The following is a 17,359-nucleotide window of genomic DNA, read 5'->3' as shown; positions in this document are numbered from 1 at the left end:
CCGCCCGGAACGACAGTGAAACAGTCTGATAAACCACAACGATGGAAGTGTTGAAACCATGGAAATACTGATGTTTCCCGGCCAGGGATCGCAACATCCGGGCATGGGAAAAGACGTGTTCGAGCGCTACCCGACCCAGTGTCAGGATGCGGAAGCGGTCCTGGGTTACTCCCTCACCGAATTGTGTCTGCAGGACCGGGAAGGGCGCTTGAACCAGACCGCCTATACGCAGCCGGCGCTGTACTTTGTGTGCTGTCTGACCTACCTGGACCACCTGAGTCAGGCCGGCCGAAGCGTTCATGACCCCCATGACAGTTGTTTGCTCGGACACAGCCTGGGGCTGTTTCCGGCCCTGTTCGCGGCCGGCGTGTTTGACCTGATGACCGGGCTTCGCATTGTCGCCAGACGCGGAGAGCTGATGCAGGCCATCCGTGGCGGCGGCATGTTGGCGGTGCTGGGCGTCAGCGCCGACAGGTTAAGAGAAAAGCTGATCCAGCTTGATTGTTTCGATGTGGATGTGGCGAACGACAACGCGCCGGGGCAAGTGGTGTTGAGCGGCAGGGAAGAGCGCATGCGGCGGCTATCTCCGCTGCTGGAAAAGGACGGGCTGCGCTGTGTGCCGTTGCCGGTCAGCGGGGCGTTTCATTCCCGCTACATGGAGCCCTGCCGGGTGCAGCTCACCGACTTTTTGCTGGGCCTTGAGTTGAAAGCGCCGCAGAAGACGGTGATTTCCAGCACCAGTGGCGACCCCATTGGCGGCGAGCACCTCATCGAAGAAATGGCTTTTCAGCTGGTAAAACCCGTGCGCTGGTCGCTGACCATTCAGAGCCTGTTGCGGCGCTACCCGCAGGCGCGTTTTGTCGAATTGGGGCCGGGACGGGTGCTCACCAACCTGCAGGGAAAAATTCAGCATGCGGTCGCCCCCCCCGCACAGGCTTAACGCATAGAGGTAAACAAGATGAAAGGAAGCAACATCGCCGTGATCGGCGGGGGCGGCGCAGGCGCAATGGCCGCGTGGCTGCTCAGTAAAGACAATCAGGTCACCCTGTTCGAAGCCAGCGACTATCTGGGCGGACACGCCTACAGTCACCCTGTCGCAACCGAGACGGGAACGCAGTATATCGACATGGGCGTGGAGTATTTCAATGAGCGCCTGTCTCCTAACTTATGCGCGTTGCTGACGCATTTCGGCGTCGACAGTTATGTGGCCCCGCTGACCATGCACGTGGATTTTCCCGGGGAAGGGCGGTTCTGGAACAATCTCAACGGCAAAGGCGAGTTAGGCGCGGAGCTGTTGCAGGAGTTTGACCGCTTTCATCTGGACATGGCCGCCGTGCTCAGTTCCGGGGATGAGCGTTACAAGAAAATGAGCATCGGCCAGTATCTGGACGCAAACGGCTATTCGGAGGCGTTCAAACATCAGGCGCTGGCGCCGCTGATGACCGTCTATTCGGGTTGCAACGCGCCGTCCCTGGACTATACGCTGATGTACGTCGCTATTTCCTTCAACATGAATCTGCTGTCGTTCTTTTCGCCGGGTTACTGGCGTAAAGCCAAAGGCGGGATAAACGGCTACCTGAAATGCATCGCGCAGGAACTGGGCGACCGGGTGAAACTGAATACGCCGGTGCAGCGCGTGACCCCGTCCGCCTCGGGCGTCACCGTGGAGTTCAACGGCAAGAGTCAGCGTTTCGACCAGGTGATATTCGCTACTCATGCGGATGTGACTTTATCGATGCTGGCCACCACGGAAACCGTCTATCAGGAGATTTTAGGCGGCTTCGAACATGTTCCCGTGAAGAGTTACCTGCATCATGACGAGAGCTGGATCAGCGCCCAGGGCGAGGGTCTCTACTGTCAGTTCAAAATGCCGGACAGCTTCGATATTACGGCCCCGGAGGCGCAATTCGGCACGCTGACCCGGGTCAATAACGCGCTGCCGCCGTATCGGGGCGTGGACAAGCCGCTATTGGTCACTTTCGATCCGAAAGCGGAGATCAAACCGGAGCGCATCGCCTGCGAAAGATCATGGAAGCTGCCCAAGCTCAGGCCCGTGGACTTCTATCGCAAGACCCGCATCAAAGAGATTCAGGGCGTTAATAATCTTTGGTTCTGCGGAACCGACACCAGCCTGACCGGACACGAAGGCGCCATTGTCTCGGCGATGGTGATCGCGGATCGGCTGGGCGCCGCCTATCCCTATCGGGACAACACGCTGGCCTACGTACAGTTCAAAGTGATCAGGACATCATGGGCGTCAACAAGCCGGGGGAAAAATTCGCCTCCTGGGTTGGCGACCTGATCTTCAAGACGGCCAAGGCGCTATCCCTTCACAAAGAGCAATCCCACAAATTCATCAAAGACTTAATGGTTTAACGGAATCAAACGGGTTTAAAAGGAATCAGACGATGTTGTTACAAAAAGACAAAGCTTCCGTGGTTATTTTCAACATGCAGCTGGAATTGATACCGCTGCTGCAAAACGGCACCCAGTTATTGAACGACTGCCGCTGGCTGGCGGACATGTGTTGCGATCTGCAGGTTCCCACCCAGATCATCGAGCACAAAAAGCTCGGCAAGCTGTCGCAATCTCTGACCGAGGTGGCGAAAGGCGCGGAATATCTGGAGAAAACCCACTTCGATTTCATGCAGGAACAGGCCGTCGCCCATTCTGTGGAGGCCGCCAGACGCGATCATTACGTGCTGGCGGGAGCGGAAACCCACGTCTGCCTGTTGCAATCTGCGCTGCGCTTAAAAGCCCAGGGCAAAGAGGTGTTTGTGCTGGCGGACACCTGCTCCGCGCGTTCGCGCACCGATCACGAGGCGGCGTTGCGGCGCCTTGAACAAAACAGCGTGCAGCTGATCACTCGGGAAATGTTCTTTTTCGAGCTGATCCGGCATTCCGAATACCCCAATTATCTGGATCTGGCGATGAAATATCTGGACGGGCGCTACATTCGTTAATCGCGCCGGCTGTGGGCGAAAACATAGCGTCGCTGGCGGCGCTATGGGGATGGTTTGGCTGTAGAAGGCTTCGGCGCAGCAACACGGAAGACTCAACGCATATTTACAGTGGTGTTTGAATGGAAATATTAAGACGGCAATTGACGGAGGTCGCCGCGCCTCCCTTCGGCGAAATTCAAGCGGAGCGAGTGCTGCTGGCGACGGACAGCGCCGAGGCGGCGGAGGCCGCACGCCATATGGGCGCGGCGGTTTTGCGCCTGGATCAGGTCGCGGATGAGGCGGCCATGCAGGCTGAATTGGCCCGGATCGACGGCGGTCGGGATATTGTTGCAGTGATTGCCGGACGCAATCAGGCTGTGGCCTCGCTGACTCAGGGGAGCTGGATGTCCCATAGCCGTCGCAGCCTTGAGTTGCTGCGCTGGGTATTCGCTCAGAATCGCCAGATGCGCCTGCTGTCGTTCCATTCGCAATCCGATGCGCTCAGTGCATTATTCGACGGGCTGGCCCGTTCCGCCTGTCTGGAAATGCCCCGTTGCGTCTTCACTTCCGCACGCATTCCCTCCGGTCCTGTTGGCGCATCGTTATCAGGCCGCATCGCCGCCGCGCTCGCCTGGCCGGGACGCCGCCTGCGCTTTGACGAGTCGGGCCTGCGCACGGAGTCCTGGATCGCCGCGGGGCAGGGCGATGCGAGTCAAACCCCGTTCAACGACGGCGACAATATTGTGCTGATCGGCGGCGCCGGCGGCGTGGGTCAGGAACTGATTCGCGTGCTGCAGTCTTCCCGTCGCCTGAATTTATTCGTACTGGGCCGCAAAGCGCCTGACGCCGCCTTGACGCAGACTTTGAAGGCGTATGGCGTGAAAAGTTACCTGCGCGTCGACGCCACGGACTATGGCGTGCTGAAAGCGGCTTTCACTCATATCGAGCAAGGATTCGGTCCGATCAAGGCGGTGTTCAATCTGGCGGGAACGCTGGACGATTGTCTTTTTCATAACCTGAGCGCGGAGCGCCTGCACCGGACCTTGCTCGCCAAAGTCGGCGTGGTGTTGAATCTGGCGGCGTTGCAGCAGGATTACCGACCCCAGTACGTGGTCAACTTCAGTTCCCTGACGGCGACGCTCGGCAACATTGGGCAATGCGCCTATGGGGCGGCCAATGAGTTCGTCGAACTGGCGTCGGAGCAATTGCCCAACTGGTATAGCTTCGCCTGGGGCCTGTGGCGCTCTCAGGGCATGCAGATGACCGACGGATCAGCACTGCGTCCCATGGAGCCTGGCCCCGCCTGTGAGCGCATGCTATCCGCCTTGGTCACGGGAGAGCGCCATCTGGTGATCTACGACGGCGCAGCAGAGGGAATGGCGGCATTGCGCGGGGACAGGGAGGCTCCAGCGAGAGAGACGCAATCTCAGGCCGCTCCTGACTCCTCAGCGCCAGTAGCGCCAATGTCAGTATCGTCAATGTCTGTATCGTTAATAGACAAGGACGCATTAGAAGAGAAAACACGACGCTGGCTGAAAGACATCGTTCGCCGCCATAGCGGACTGAAAACCCTGAAGGACGATGACAACCTGCTGGACAAAGGCCTCGACAGCGTCGCCAGCATTCAGATCAGCACGGACATTGCGGCGCAGTTATCGCCCGAGGGCGACTTCAAACTCAGTCGCGCTATCTTGTTTGAGTGTTCCACTATCAGGCAATTGGCGGAGCATTTGATGGAGCGGGCGCAGCCGCTGTTATGCGCCTGTCTGGCGGACACGGATGGCGCCGCCACGGCCCAGGAAGTGGACAAAATACCTGCCGGACAAGCGCAAACCGCTGCCGTAGACAATGCATCTGACGCCACAAAAACCGGCTCTGAACTTGTCAAAACGCATGAAGGCGACACGAATCCAGCGGTGACCAACGAACCCAAACTCTCGCCGGACGCTTATCGGGACGACGACATCGCTATCGTCGGCATGGCGGGAGAGTTCCCTAATGGCGCGACGCCGGACGCGTTCTGGCGTTCTCTGGCGGACGGCGAAGACGCTGTGCGCGTTATCCCGCAGGATCGCTGGGACTGGCGGCGTGATTACTCCGCCTCCGCTGCGCAGGCGGACGCCGCCTATGGCCGTCATGGCGGTTTTATGGCGGGCGTCGCTGAGTTCGATCCGGCTTTTTTCAACATCGCGCCGGTGGACGCAGCGCTGCTTGATCCTCAGGAAAGACGTTTTCTGCAAGTCAGTTACCATGCCTTGGAAGACGCCGGTTATTTCGCTTCGCCAACCCAGGAGGTGGGCGTGTTCGCCGCCGCCATGTTCGGCCATTATCAGGACTTGGACGCCCCCGGCAGAGTCGTAAGCAGTTCGTTCGCTGCCATCGCCAATCGCGTGTCCTATGCGTTCGATCTGCAAGGCCCCAGTCTCACCGTGGACACCATGTGCTCAGGCTCTTTGACCGCGCTGCACATGGCGTGCAACAGCCTGCGTCTGGGGGATTGCCGCATGGCGCTGGCCGGCGGCGTGAATATCATGGCGCACCCGGGCAAATACCGGCTGCTGTCGCAGGGCAAGTTCCTCAGCGCCAGCGGCCATTGTCACGCGTTCGGCGTGGAGGCGGACGGCTATGTTCCCGGCGAAGGCGCGGCGGTGGTGGTGTTAAAGACCGTCGCCGACGCGGTGCGCGATCAGGATGTGATTTACGCTATCGTGCGCGCCACGGCGATTAATTCCGGCGGCAAGACCAGCAGCTTTACGGTCCCGTCCGCGCGGGCGCAACAACGGGTGATTCAGGACGCCATACGTAAGTCCGGCGTGAATCCCGCTCAGGTTAACTACATCGAGGCCCATGGCGCCGGCACCAGTCTGGGCGACCCCATTGAACTGCAGGCGTTGCAAAACGCATACGGCGCTGATCTGGAGGGTGCGGACGCGCCTTGTTACCTCGGCTCGGTGAAAAGCAACATCGGGCATCTGGAGTCCGCCGCCGCGATGGCGGGCCTCTTCAAGGTGGTGCAGCAGTTCGCCCATGAACAGCTTGCTCCCACGCTGCATTGCGCCATTGAGAACCCCTATCTGAATATCGAACAAACCCGCTTTCAACTGGTGCGGGAAAAGCAGCACTGGCCCCTGGCGGGAGCGGCCACCCGCTTCGCCGGGCTCAGCTCTTTCGGCGCCGGCGGCGCCAATGGCCACGTTGTTCTGCAGCAGTACCTGGCGAGGGAACCCGCCGGAACAGCCCCGGCGCAATCGCACTATCTTATTGCCCTGTCGGCGCCCAATCGCAGCGGTCTGCGACGGGTGAAACAGCAGCTGGCGGCGTATTTGCGCGCGCAACCGCAAATCAATTTATACAGCCTGAGCTACACCCTGTGCTGCGCCCGCCAACATCACGCCGAGCGGGAGTGTTATGTCGTAGAATCCGCAAGCGTATTGATCGACAGCCTGGAAAGCGCAGACAGTCTGCAAACGGACAGTCCGCAAACAAATAGTCCGCAAACGAATAGCCCGGCGAACGAGTCATTGGCGTCGTTAATGCGCGCTTACCTGCAAGGGGATCGCGTGGATTTCGCCCCCGTCTTTCCGGTGAAGTCACTGCTGCGAGGCGCGCCTAAATATCCTTTCGCCCGCGATCTTTACTGGGCGCCGACGCTGCAGGCGGAAGCCGTTTCGGCGGCGACTGATTCTGCTAAACCTGCCGGGCCCTCTTCAGCGCCGAGACCGGACTCGACGCCCGCTGTATTGTTGACCCCTGTATGGCGCCACACGGAACCCCCAACATTGTCAAAGCCAATCCCCCTGGTGGCGGTGATGGCTCCGTCAGAGCAGGCATTGCCGACATTGATCGACGGCGCGCGGGTGCTGCGCATCCGTCCGGGCGCAGCGTTGAGTTTCCAACATGATGTGCTGACCCTGCGGCCCGATCGCCTGGAGGATTTCACCCAGGCGCTGGATTACATCGCTCATGAACTGAATCAGGAAGAGATTTATTGGATTAACGGCAACGTCTCCTGGAGCGACGCGTCGGCGTTGAACCTGGCGAAGGCGATGCAGGCCTGTTCGCGCCCTTGCGTCATACTGAACGTCAACGACAGCAGGCAAACCCCGGAGAGCATCGCCATGGGCGGGGTTTTCCGAGTGCTGGCGCTGGAGAATACTCATGTTAGCTACCGGCAGGCGCAGATCGCCAAACCCGCTGGATCTTGGGAGTTGGAGGATTGGCGCTGGCTGTTGGCGGAACAGGCTGAAACCGGGGACGAATTCAAGGAAGTGGAACGCCGGGAAGGTGAACAACGGGAGCGCAGCCTGACCTGCATTGAACCCGCTCAGGGAGCACGTCTGCGCCAGGAGGGCGTATATCTGATCAGCGGCGGCATGGGCATGATCGGCAAAGAAATCGCCCAACGTCTGCAAGCGGACTACAACGCCAACGTGATTCTGGTCGGACGCTCCGCCCTGTCGCCAGAGCGGGAAGCCTGGCTGCAGCAATGGCCGCAAGGTGAAATCAGTTACCAGCAAGCCGATATCGCCGACCCGGTTCAGGCGCAGCGCCTGATTGCGGATGTACTGCAAAAGCATAGCTGTTTGCATGGCGTCATTCAGTCCGCCGGCGTGTTGAAAGACGCCCAGGTGCAGAACAAGTCGCTGGCGGACTTTTCCGCGGTGATGGCGGCGAAGGTGGAGGGGACCCGGCAACTGGACCGTTGCACGGCCCATCTGGAACTGGACTTCTTCTGCCTGTTTTCTTCCATGTCCAGCATCATGGGCAATGTGGGGCAGTGCGACTACGTCGCCGCCAACCGCTTTCTTGACGAGTTTGCGGCGGAGCGCAATCGACTAATTAAACAAGGGGCGCGCAAAGGCCATACGCTGTCTATTAACTGGCCGTTGTGGATCGACGATCAGGACAGCGAAAACCTGATGGATCAGTATCGCTCTCTGGCGGACTATCTGCGGCGTCATTATGGGTTTTCGCCGCTGACGCTGGCGCAGGGCGCGGCGTTCTTCATCACTTGGATTAACGGCGTCGCCGATCAGTATGACCAGGTTATGGGACTGGTGGGCGATCAGGAGAAGATCCGCGAGCGCTTTACGTCGACGACCGTCCAAGAGCCCAAACAACAGGCTAAAAGCGCCAGTCAAAACCCGTCTCAGGCCGTCGCCTCCGAAGCGCAGATCCAGGCGGGGCTGACCCGTCTGGTGCAAGCCTTAACCCGGCTTTCGGAAGAGGATATCAGTGCAGACAAAAGCTGGGGCGACCTGGGCCTCAACTCCGTCATGATGCAAACCCTGGCGCAGGATATCGGCAAGACCTTCGGCGCTCAGGTTCCGCCTAACGCCTTGTTCAGCTACAACAACATCCAGCGACTGGCGGAATATCTGCTGCAACAGGGCGCCACTCTGGCGGACGCCGCCGAATCGGACGACGCTGATGCGCAGACCGAGGCGGCGTTATCCGGCGAGTCTTCTCAAGCCGCCGTTGTTGCGTCGGCGCCGCAGACGTCTGCGGAGGGACGCTCCGAGGAGACAGTATCAGAGCAAGGCTTCGCCATCATTGGCATGAGCGGCGTCATGCCGGGAGCGGCGGATCTGGACGCATTCTGGGAGCTGCTGACGGCGAACCGCAGCGCCATTCGCCGTGTGGAGCGCTGGGGAGATAAAAACTACTACGCGGGAACCATTGACGATATTGAGCGTTTTGACGCCCGCTTCTTTGGCCTGTCCGCCCGCGAGGCGATGCTGATGGACCCGCAGCACCGTCTGTTTTTGCAGACCAGCTACAACGCCCTGACCGACGCCGGATATGCGCCGGCATTACTGAGTAATGTAGGCGTGTTCGCCGGGGTGCAGTTCAACGATTATCAGACGCTGCTGCAGACCTGGGGGCAAAGCTCGCACCCCTACGCCGCCACTGGTAACGCCCATGCCATGCTGGCTAACCGGGTGTCGTACCTGCTCAACTTCAACGGCCCCAGTCAGACCATCGACACCGCCTGTTCCAGCGCGCTGGTGGCGGTGAATCGCGGGGTGATGTCTTTGCAGCGCAACGAGTGTGATGTGGCGCTGGTGGGCGCGGTAAGTCTGCTGATCGACCCCGCTATCAGCGATGCGGCGCAAAGCATGGGCGTGCTTTCACCCGATTACCGCTGTGCGACCTTTGATGACGGCGCCAACGGCTATGTGCGGGCGGAGGGCGTAGGGTGCGTGGTGATCAAACGCCTGGCGGATGCGCAACGGGACGGCGACAGCATTTATGGCGTGATTGAAGCCTCTGCGGAAAACCATGGCGGGCGCGCGAACTCGTTGACCGCGCCGAATCCACAGGCGCAGTCAGCGTTGCTGCAAAAGGCCTACACGCCGGAACTGGCGCAGCGGGTCAGCTATATCGAGACCCATGGCACCGGCACGCAACTGGGCGACCCCATTGAAATCGACGCCCTGCATCAGGCGTTCCGCGCGCTGGCGCCGAACCGACGCGAGGGAAGTATCGCGCTGGGCGCGGTGAAATCCAATATCGGTCACCTGGAGCCTGCGGCGGGAATGGCGTCGCTGCTGAAGGTGCTGCTGTGTCTGCAACATCGGCGACTGCCGGCGAATATCCATTTCCATCGCCTGAATCCCATGATTCGTCTCAACGAGGGCCCGTTCCGTCTGCTGACCGAGAATTGCGCCTGGGAAGCGGCGGTCCCGAGAGTGGCGGGGATCAGTTCATTCGGATTTGGCGGCTCCAACGCGCATGTCATTGTGTCAGAGGGGTTGCCGTCGCCGGTCGTCAAACGGGCGGAGAGGCCATGCTGGTTAGTCACCCTCAGCGCCAAAACGCCGTACTCGCTGGCGTGCATGAAGGCGCAATTACTGGACCGCCTGCACGCCTCCGATCACGAGTTGGCGGACATTGCCTTTACGTTGAATACCGGTCGCGAGGCCTTTCCTTATCGCCTGAGTTGGATCGCGCGCTCCACCGTAGATCTGGTGGAGCAGATTCGCGAGACCGACGCCGCTCATCAGGAAAAGTGTGCTGGCAAAACTTCGCACTGGACGCCTGAGCGGTCGCAAAACGACTGGACGGCGGTGATGCTGGAAGCCCAGGCGCAATATCAACAGGGCGCGCTGATTGATTGGACGCCCTTGTTTACGGACGGCGCTTATCGTCGTCTGCATTTACCGGGTTATGTCTTCGATACGAAGCCTTATTGGTTTGAACAGGCGGCGGACAGCGCCGCGATGAAAGAGGTGAATCATGGAAGTTAAAGAGCGTCTTGTCGCGCTGTTTGCAGAGGCTCTGTTGGCGGAACCTGGCGATATTGAGACGGCGGCGGAAGTCGCTTCTCTCGGCGTGGATTCTATTCTGGCGGCGCAGTTGAGCAAGCTGATCAATCGCCATTTCCACATTGCGATCACGCCCACGGACATCTACGAATGCATCAGCATTGACGGGCTCGCCGTCCGCGTCAGCAAGGAATTGGCGAAGCCGGCGCCGCACGTCGACGCAACCGGCGACGCAACCGATCACGAAACCGATGGCGACATACAGGATGACGCCATCGTTGTCGTGGGCATGGCGGCCCGGTTCGCCGGTTGCGACGGCCTGGAGGCCTATTGGCGGGCGATCATGCAAGGGACTTCCCAACTGACGGCGACAGAGCGCTGGCGTCGCCAGGGAGCAGGGGAGTTTGTGGGAGGCTTTCTGCCCGACTACGACCACTTTGACGCCGGATTTTTCAAAATCTCTCCCAATGAAGCCAAATGCATGGACCCACAGCAACGCCTGCTGATGCAGTCGGCGCAGCACGCCATTGACGACAGTTATCTGGGGCTGGAGGAACTGCGGGAGCTGCAGTGCGGGGTGTTCGCCGTCAGTCTGCCCGGCGACTACAAATTCGTGGTGGCGGGACGTCCTGACCAGGCGTTCAGCACCCACAGTTTTCTGGGCAATGCGACCTCGACCTTGTCCGGCAGAATCTCCTATTTCTATGATTTCAACGGGCCATCGCTGACCCTGGACACCGCCTGTTCTTCTTCGCTGAGCGCCTTGCATGAAGCCTGCCTCAATATTCAGGCGGGCCATTGCGGCGCAGCGATCGTGGCGGCGGCGTCCGTGTTCAGTACGCCGGAGCTGTTTGAGTTTGCACAGCGCTCCAACATGTCGTCGCCAAGCGGGCGCTGCGCGGCGTTCAGCGATGATGCGGATGGTTTCACCCCTGCGGAGGGATGCGCCTCAGTTATCCTGATGCGCTACGGAGAAGCCAAAGTGCGGGGGCTGCGCGTCTACGGCGCTATTATCGCGACGGGCCTGAATCATGACGGCAAGAGCAATGGGCTAATGGCGCCCAACGCCCAGTCGCAAAGCAAACTGATCCGCGACCTGTATCGTCGTCACGAGGTGGATGTCGAGCGGCTGGCCTACGTGGAGACTCATGGCACCGGCACGCATCTGGGCGATCCCATTGAAATGCGCGGATTGACCGAAGCCTTCAAACACAGCGGCAAGGACTACGATTGCCTGTTAGGCGCGGTGAAGCCGATTATCGGCCACACTCTGGTGTGCTCCGGGCTGGCCGGCATCATCAAGGTAATGCTGAGTTTCAGGCATGAGACGATTCCGCCGTTTCCGCCTTTGCGTAAAACCAACGCGCTGATCGATTTCGCCGGTTTTAGCATGAATTTCGCCCCCCAGCCATGGCCGCAGGACAAAACCTTATGCGCAGTCAGCGCCTTTGGCTTTACTGGCTCCAATGGCCATGTGTTACTGCAAAAAATGCCCTCTACAAGGCGGAAAACGACGGACTGCTGGACAGGAGACGTGCTGCCGTTCTGTCTCTCGGCGCAGAGTCGCCACAGCCTGATCGCCAGCGTCGCCCAGCTTCGTCAGTTAGTCGGGACATTGGCCGAGGACGCGCTTTATGACCTTAGCCAATTGTTGCTGCGCCGTCCCCGCTACGGACAGCACTGTGTCGTCATCGCCGCGAATAAGTCAGATTTGTTATCCGCACTGGCGCAGTTGGCGCATGAGTTGGACGCCGGAGAAGCAGTGCGAGATGCGCCTTTGGCCGTGCGAGAGCTTGCTTTGTCCACAGAGAACCTGGCGTTGGTGACGCTGTGGCGATCTGGTGAACAGCAGGACATGCGCCGCCGATTAGAGGCGGTCGCCTCACTGAACCCGGACGTGGACGCGCCGGTGTATCCGTTTGACGGCAAACGATACTGGATTGATGATCGTGAAGACGAGCAAGCTATTGATGCTGCTGTGTCCGCTCCGCTTGATTCTGCGTTTTCTACAGACGCCATAATGGAAGAGCTGCGTGCAACGGTGTCAGACCTTCTGGGGTTTGCGCCGGATGAGCTGCCCAAGGACGCGTTAATCGAAGATCTCGGGCTGGATTCCCTGTCCGCCCTGAAACTGCTGGCGCCTTATCAACAGCGCGGTCCCGGGCTGCAGGCGCATGATTTGTTCAAGTACCGGACGCTGGCGGATCTGGCCACCGCTATTGCCGCGTCGGGCGTTGAGAGCGCAACGGTTGTGGAAGATAACGCGATAGCGAAAGCGCCGAGAGAAAACACGACGCCAATCGCATCCGGCCCCATGGCGCAATGGCTGAGCTATGGGGAAGGGCGGCCCGTTATCCTGGCGCCGCCTCTGAATACCAGCGCAGAGGCCTGGACACAGCAGATCAATGCGCTGACTCAGTCCGGGCGGCGGGTGTTAATTCCAATTTATCCCGGCCATAAGAATTGTCCGTTCGACGCCGCCGTTTTCTCGTTGGAGAGACTGGCGGAAAACATGGCGGTTTTTATTAAAAAGGAGTTAAACAGCGGCGCCGTCGATCTGGTGGGCTGGTCTCTGGGTGGATGCCTGTCCTGTCTGATCGCCATTCACCACCCGGATTTAGTGCGTTCGTTGACGTTGATCAGCACGGCGCCGAGCTTCGGCGACGATGTGTTCGGCAATACGCTGGATTTGCATGATGAACTGAGGGCGCATCGCGACATTCTTGAGGTTGTATTTGACGGCGCGGAGGATATTGTCGCCAGCCTGGGCGCCGGCGCGCCGATGAACGTGCTGCGTTATTACTACGACGCGCTGATGCGCTTTGACGTCAATGCGCGCCTTGGCGGGATCGCGATACCCGTGTTGCTGATCCATGGGCAAAACGACTGCGTCATCGATGAGGCCACTTTCGATCAGTTACGCCGCATTCCTCAGGCCGCCGAACTGGTTGTGGAGAAACACGGACATTTCATTCCTCTGACTGCGAGCCGGTTTTTTAATACGCAATTACTCCGCTTTCTCAATGGGGAGGTTATCGGTTAAGACGAAGAAGTTTCGGCGCAGTGGCCAGGGTTAAGAGGCGAATAAAGCGCCAAATCAAATAGCAAATAATGGGAAAAATATAGGGCGCCCTCCTAGGGCGCTCCAGTACGAGAGGTTTTATGACAAACATAAGGATGTTGAGTTTAATCGGCATTTATCTGGTTATCTTCATTGATAATCTGGGCGCCAGCCTGATTATTCCCATGTTGACGCCCATCGCCCACGATCCCGTGGCCGGGCTGATCAGCGAAGGCTCTGAAGGTTTCCGTAATGGCGTTTACGGCGTGGCGCTGGGCGCGTTCTCCATCGCCATGTTTTTTGGCGCGCCGCTGTTGGGCGCATTGTCTGATGGTCTGGGGCGGAAGAAGACGCTGCTGCTGTGCCTGAGCGGTCTGGCGATGAGCTATGTGTTTCTGGCGCTCGCGTTGGCGTTCAAGAGCCTGTGGCTGTTCATGGCCGGGCGCCTTATCGGCGGTTTCTTTTCCGGCAGTCTGCCCGTCGCGCAGGCTTCCATTATCGATGTCACCGAGGAGAAACAGCGGGCCAAGTATATTGGCTACATAATGTTCTTTGTCTCCCTGGGCTATGTCGTCGGCCCATTGATCGGCGGTTATCTGAGCGATCCTGCGCTAGTCCCCTGGTTCAATCTGCAAACGCCTTTTATCTTTGTGGCGGCGCTGTCCGTGGTGAATTTGCTGATCCTGCTGCTTGTATTCCAAGACCAGAAACGGGACGCCGAGAGCCGCGCGATGACGCTTCCCAATCCTATAGCGAACCTGCTCGACGCAGTCAGGATCAAGGATATCCGCACCTACGCCTTACTCCTGCTGTTGATGCTGGTGGGGTGGAATACCTTCTTCCAGTTTATCGGTCTGTATCTGACTGGCGGGCTCGGTTTCGGTCAGCAGGAAGTGAGCAGCTTCGTCTCCTGGGTCGGCTTTGGTCTGGCGGCGGCTTTCCTGTTTCTGGTGGGCGCCGCCATGAAAATGCTGAAGCCTCTGGGCATGGTTGGACTGGCGTTGACGCTGATGGCGCTCTGTATCGGCGGAACCCTGCTTAGCACTCATCCCTACGCGCTGTATCTGCTGGCGGTATTGGGCGCAGTGGGCTTTGGCCTGTCATATAGCGGCTTGATGGCGCAGCTTTCTATCAGCGTCGATGCGAGCAGACAAGGCTCCATGATGGGCATGGCCGCCGCCATCGCCGCCTTCAGCGCAGGCTTCTCCGGCTTCGCCTTCGGCTTTGTGGCCAACATCAGCGTCAACGCCCCCATCGTCTCCGCGCTGCTCTGCGTCTGCCTGGCGATTCTGGTTTGCTGCAAAGAACAATTGAGTCTGGCGCGGCAGGTGAAATACGCGGATTAGTCAATAAACAACGCTGTCCCGTCAACGGCCGGCGTTTGAATGTCGCCGCCTGATTGTCGGGTTGTTTAAACGAAAAGCAGGCGGCTTATGCATCATGATGTAATCAACCCGACACTTTGATCCATGTCTTTATATCCGCCTGCCAGCTATAACCGAGAAGCTTTAATCTGTTGGACCTTATTCTTTTAAAATTAATATCATCCGAATCAGGAAACATGACGCTCATTCCCTGACGAAAGTTATCAAATTGATCACCGAACAAAGTCTGATCAAATTCCGTTATTTGCTGCGATGAAAACAAACGGGAAAAAGCCTTAAGCGCTTCCCAGGGGAATCGCACTTTGTTTTTTTGCTTGAAATTTCATTAAAACGGCAGAAAATTGCTAAAAAAGCGATTTTAGTGAAATACTCTGTAGCAGCGAATCCCCGGAAACCATAGCATAGTGGGTTAAAGCAGCGAATTTGAGATATTGAGCGCCACTTTCACTTCTCATGGCAGAAAAAATATGGTCAATTATTCACCGTATAGTGCGATTTGCCTGGTTATCTCTGAGTACGCGAACCCGATTTCGATGGAAAGTCTGATGTCACATTGCCAGCCTTTGCCTTTACCAAGGCAAAGCTAGGGCCCCCCTGAAAAACGTTGGCGAGGCCGCCTGTGCAGGGAAAAAATCGGCGAAAAAGCGCAGTTTATCGTGAATAAATGAGCATTTTGAGCCGACTTTTGACGCAGCAATGGCAACGCAGGTAGTTTTTCAGAGGTTCCCTAGTGAAATACTCCCCAAAAAATATATGGAGAATTAAAAATCTGGGGTAATAGGCAGAGGGAATAGCATTAAGTTCTATGCCTGATAGCCATTTTTAACGAACAGTTAAAGAAAAAATTGAGAGATTTATATGGAGTATTTTGAGCTAAACTCGCTTGGAGACCTGGATGACGGCGATTTTTGTATTCTAGATCAAGCGCCAGAAGGTATGGGGGCTCATTATAGTAGGTTGTGTCGTGGTAATAGTGCAGTTGAATACTTTCCCGAAGATGCCGTAGTTCATATGTCTGAAGATAGAGAAGGTTCGAAGCTGGCATCCCTTGTAGGGAACACTAAGAGCTTTTTGATAGTACACAAAGATGTTAAAAGCATCATTGAAGAAAAAGCGGGTAACAAGAATATAGAATACTTTCCTTTTACCATTCATAATCAGAATAACAAGCCACACTCAGCAGATTATTGTTTTATTAACCCTTTGATAAAGCTGGATTGCCTTGATATCGAAGCCAGTGAGGTGCAATATTGGAAAGATACCGATAAGGTTTTGGATGTAGGGCAGTTTATTCTAGACCGGAAGAAAGTTGAGAATGCTCCTGCAATTTTCAGAGTGAAAGAAGAGATATTTACTTACGTTGTTAACGAAGACCTGGCTAACGCATTTAGGCAAAAGGGTTTCACCAATATGATCTTAACTAAGCTACAGTATGCCAACGAAGATTAATGAATTTCTATAGGCTGAGCACAATTGGCAATATGGATGATGAGGGTTTAGTGGTGTTAGACCACTCGCCAGTAGGCATAGGCGCTCACTACAGTAGGCTTCGAGGAGGGAAGTCCGTTAAGGATTATTACCCCGAAAATGCCGTTGTTCATATGTCCGAAGACAGAGAGGGTTTGAAGCTTGCTTCTTTAATCGGTAGCACGGAAAGTTATTTAATTCTTCACAAAGACGTAAAAGCGATTATTGAATCCAGGATCGGCAACGACAATATCGAGTACTTTCCCTTCACGCTACTGAACCATAAGAATAAACCACACACTGGCGATTACTTCTTTATCAACCCCCTGACTATTATGGATTGCCTGGATACTAAGGCCAGTCAGGTAAAGTATTGGAGAGATACCGATAAGGTTATTGATATTGGGGAGTATATTCTCGATACCCAAAAGGTTGAAAACGCACCCGCAATATTCAGGGTCAAAGAGCATGTGTCTTCGTATATTATAAGTGAAGAGCTTGTAAATGATTTTATTCAAGCTGGCTTTACCAACTTGATTATGACAAAGCTAAAGTACTCTGACGACACTTGAAGGATTATTTTGAGTTAGACTCATAGGAGATTCGGACGATCAGGATCTCTGCATTCTATTAAAGAAGATCCCATAACAGTCCTTATTAGGGGGAGAAAAAGGGGCGTACTCTATAAATTTACTGTCTACTATTCAACCATATAGTGCGATTTGCCTTGAGCGCTTCCTTTTCCCAGGTTTCGTCGAATTTCTTCTTTTCATTAATGAGTTCTGACACGAAAAGATCTCCCTGTCTATATGTCGCTATGTCGCTATGTCGCTATGTCGCTATGTCGCTATGTCGCTATGTCGCTATGTCGCTATGTCGCTATGTCGCTGAATAGTCTAAATGAGGCTTGCAGGGCCTGTCAGCAGGACTGTGGGATCATACGAAACAGGTTGCAACGGCGCATAATTAAAATATGAAAATCTATCATTGGTGATGCAGATTAAGTTGCATATCAATTCTGATAATTCTTTATTCATCGTTATGCCGTATGGGTTATAAACATTGCCCTAATGGATTAACTGTGAACTTATGTTAATGTTCGCCTGGGATATGGATAACGGAAACACTGCATTAAATTGATGGCTGCGCCGGCAGTTATTAGCTTGATGCATTTCGGTTATTCGCCTTAAAGGATGAGGTTCTGGTTTCGGCGACAAGATAGCAATGCCGAACTTT

The 17,359-nt window shown here is 56.4% G+C and carries 8 protein-coding genes; all 8 read left to right on the top strand.

Translation table 11 applies throughout. The features are described 5' to 3' along the window. Positions 1-58: 58 nt before the first annotated feature. Positions 59-940: an ACP S-malonyltransferase gene (locus tag HCH_RS15675; protein WP_011397302.1), complete on the top strand. Its 882-nt coding sequence runs from the start codon at positions 59-61 to the stop codon at positions 938-940. Between the two features lie 18 nt (positions 941-958). Next, entirely contained in the window at positions 959-2,302 is a 1,344-nt protein-coding gene (locus HCH_RS15670; protein WP_011397301.1) for an FAD-dependent oxidoreductase, read from the top strand. A gap of 106 nt (positions 2,303-2,408) precedes the next feature. Next, entirely contained in the window at positions 2,409-2,963 is a 555-nt protein-coding gene (locus HCH_RS15665) for an isochorismatase family protein (RefSeq protein ID WP_011397300.1), read from the top strand. 119 nt (positions 2,964-3,082) lie between these two features. Further along, complete coding sequence (locus HCH_RS15660; RefSeq protein ID WP_011397299.1) at positions 3,083-10,192, top strand: SDR family NAD(P)-dependent oxidoreductase; 7,110 nt, start codon at positions 3,083-3,085, stop codon at positions 10,190-10,192. Further along, positions 10,182-13,253 carry an alpha/beta fold hydrolase gene (locus HCH_RS15655; protein ID WP_011397298.1) on the top strand — a complete coding sequence of 1,024 codons (3,072 nt, stop codon included), beginning with the start codon at positions 10,182-10,184 and terminating at the stop codon, positions 13,251-13,253. The genes HCH_RS15660 and HCH_RS15655 overlap by 11 nt, the downstream gene beginning before the upstream one ends. Positions 13,254-13,372: 119 nt before the next feature. After that, positions 13,373-14,617 (top strand): MFS transporter, encoded by a 1,245-nt coding sequence (locus HCH_RS15650; protein ID WP_011397297.1) that lies wholly within the window; start codon positions 13,373-13,375, stop codon positions 14,615-14,617. Positions 14,618-15,514: 897 nt separating this feature from the next. Further along, positions 15,515-16,105, top strand: coding sequence for an imm11 family protein (locus HCH_RS15640; protein ID WP_011397295.1), 591 nt, complete (start codon positions 15,515-15,517; stop codon positions 16,103-16,105). Positions 16,106-16,137: 32 nt separating this feature from the next. Further along, entirely contained in the window at positions 16,138-16,695 is a 558-nt protein-coding gene (locus tag HCH_RS15635; protein WP_238384905.1) for an imm11 family protein, read from the top strand. Positions 16,696-17,359 lie beyond the last annotated feature (664 nt).

This window comes from Hahella chejuensis KCTC 2396, from assembly GCF_000012985.1.
In the GTDB taxonomy this organism is placed as follows: Bacteria; Pseudomonadota; Gammaproteobacteria; order Pseudomonadales; family Oleiphilaceae; genus Hahella; species Hahella chejuensis.
Note: the sequence above shows the minus strand (reverse complement) of the source record. Positions and strands in the feature narration are given on the sequence as shown.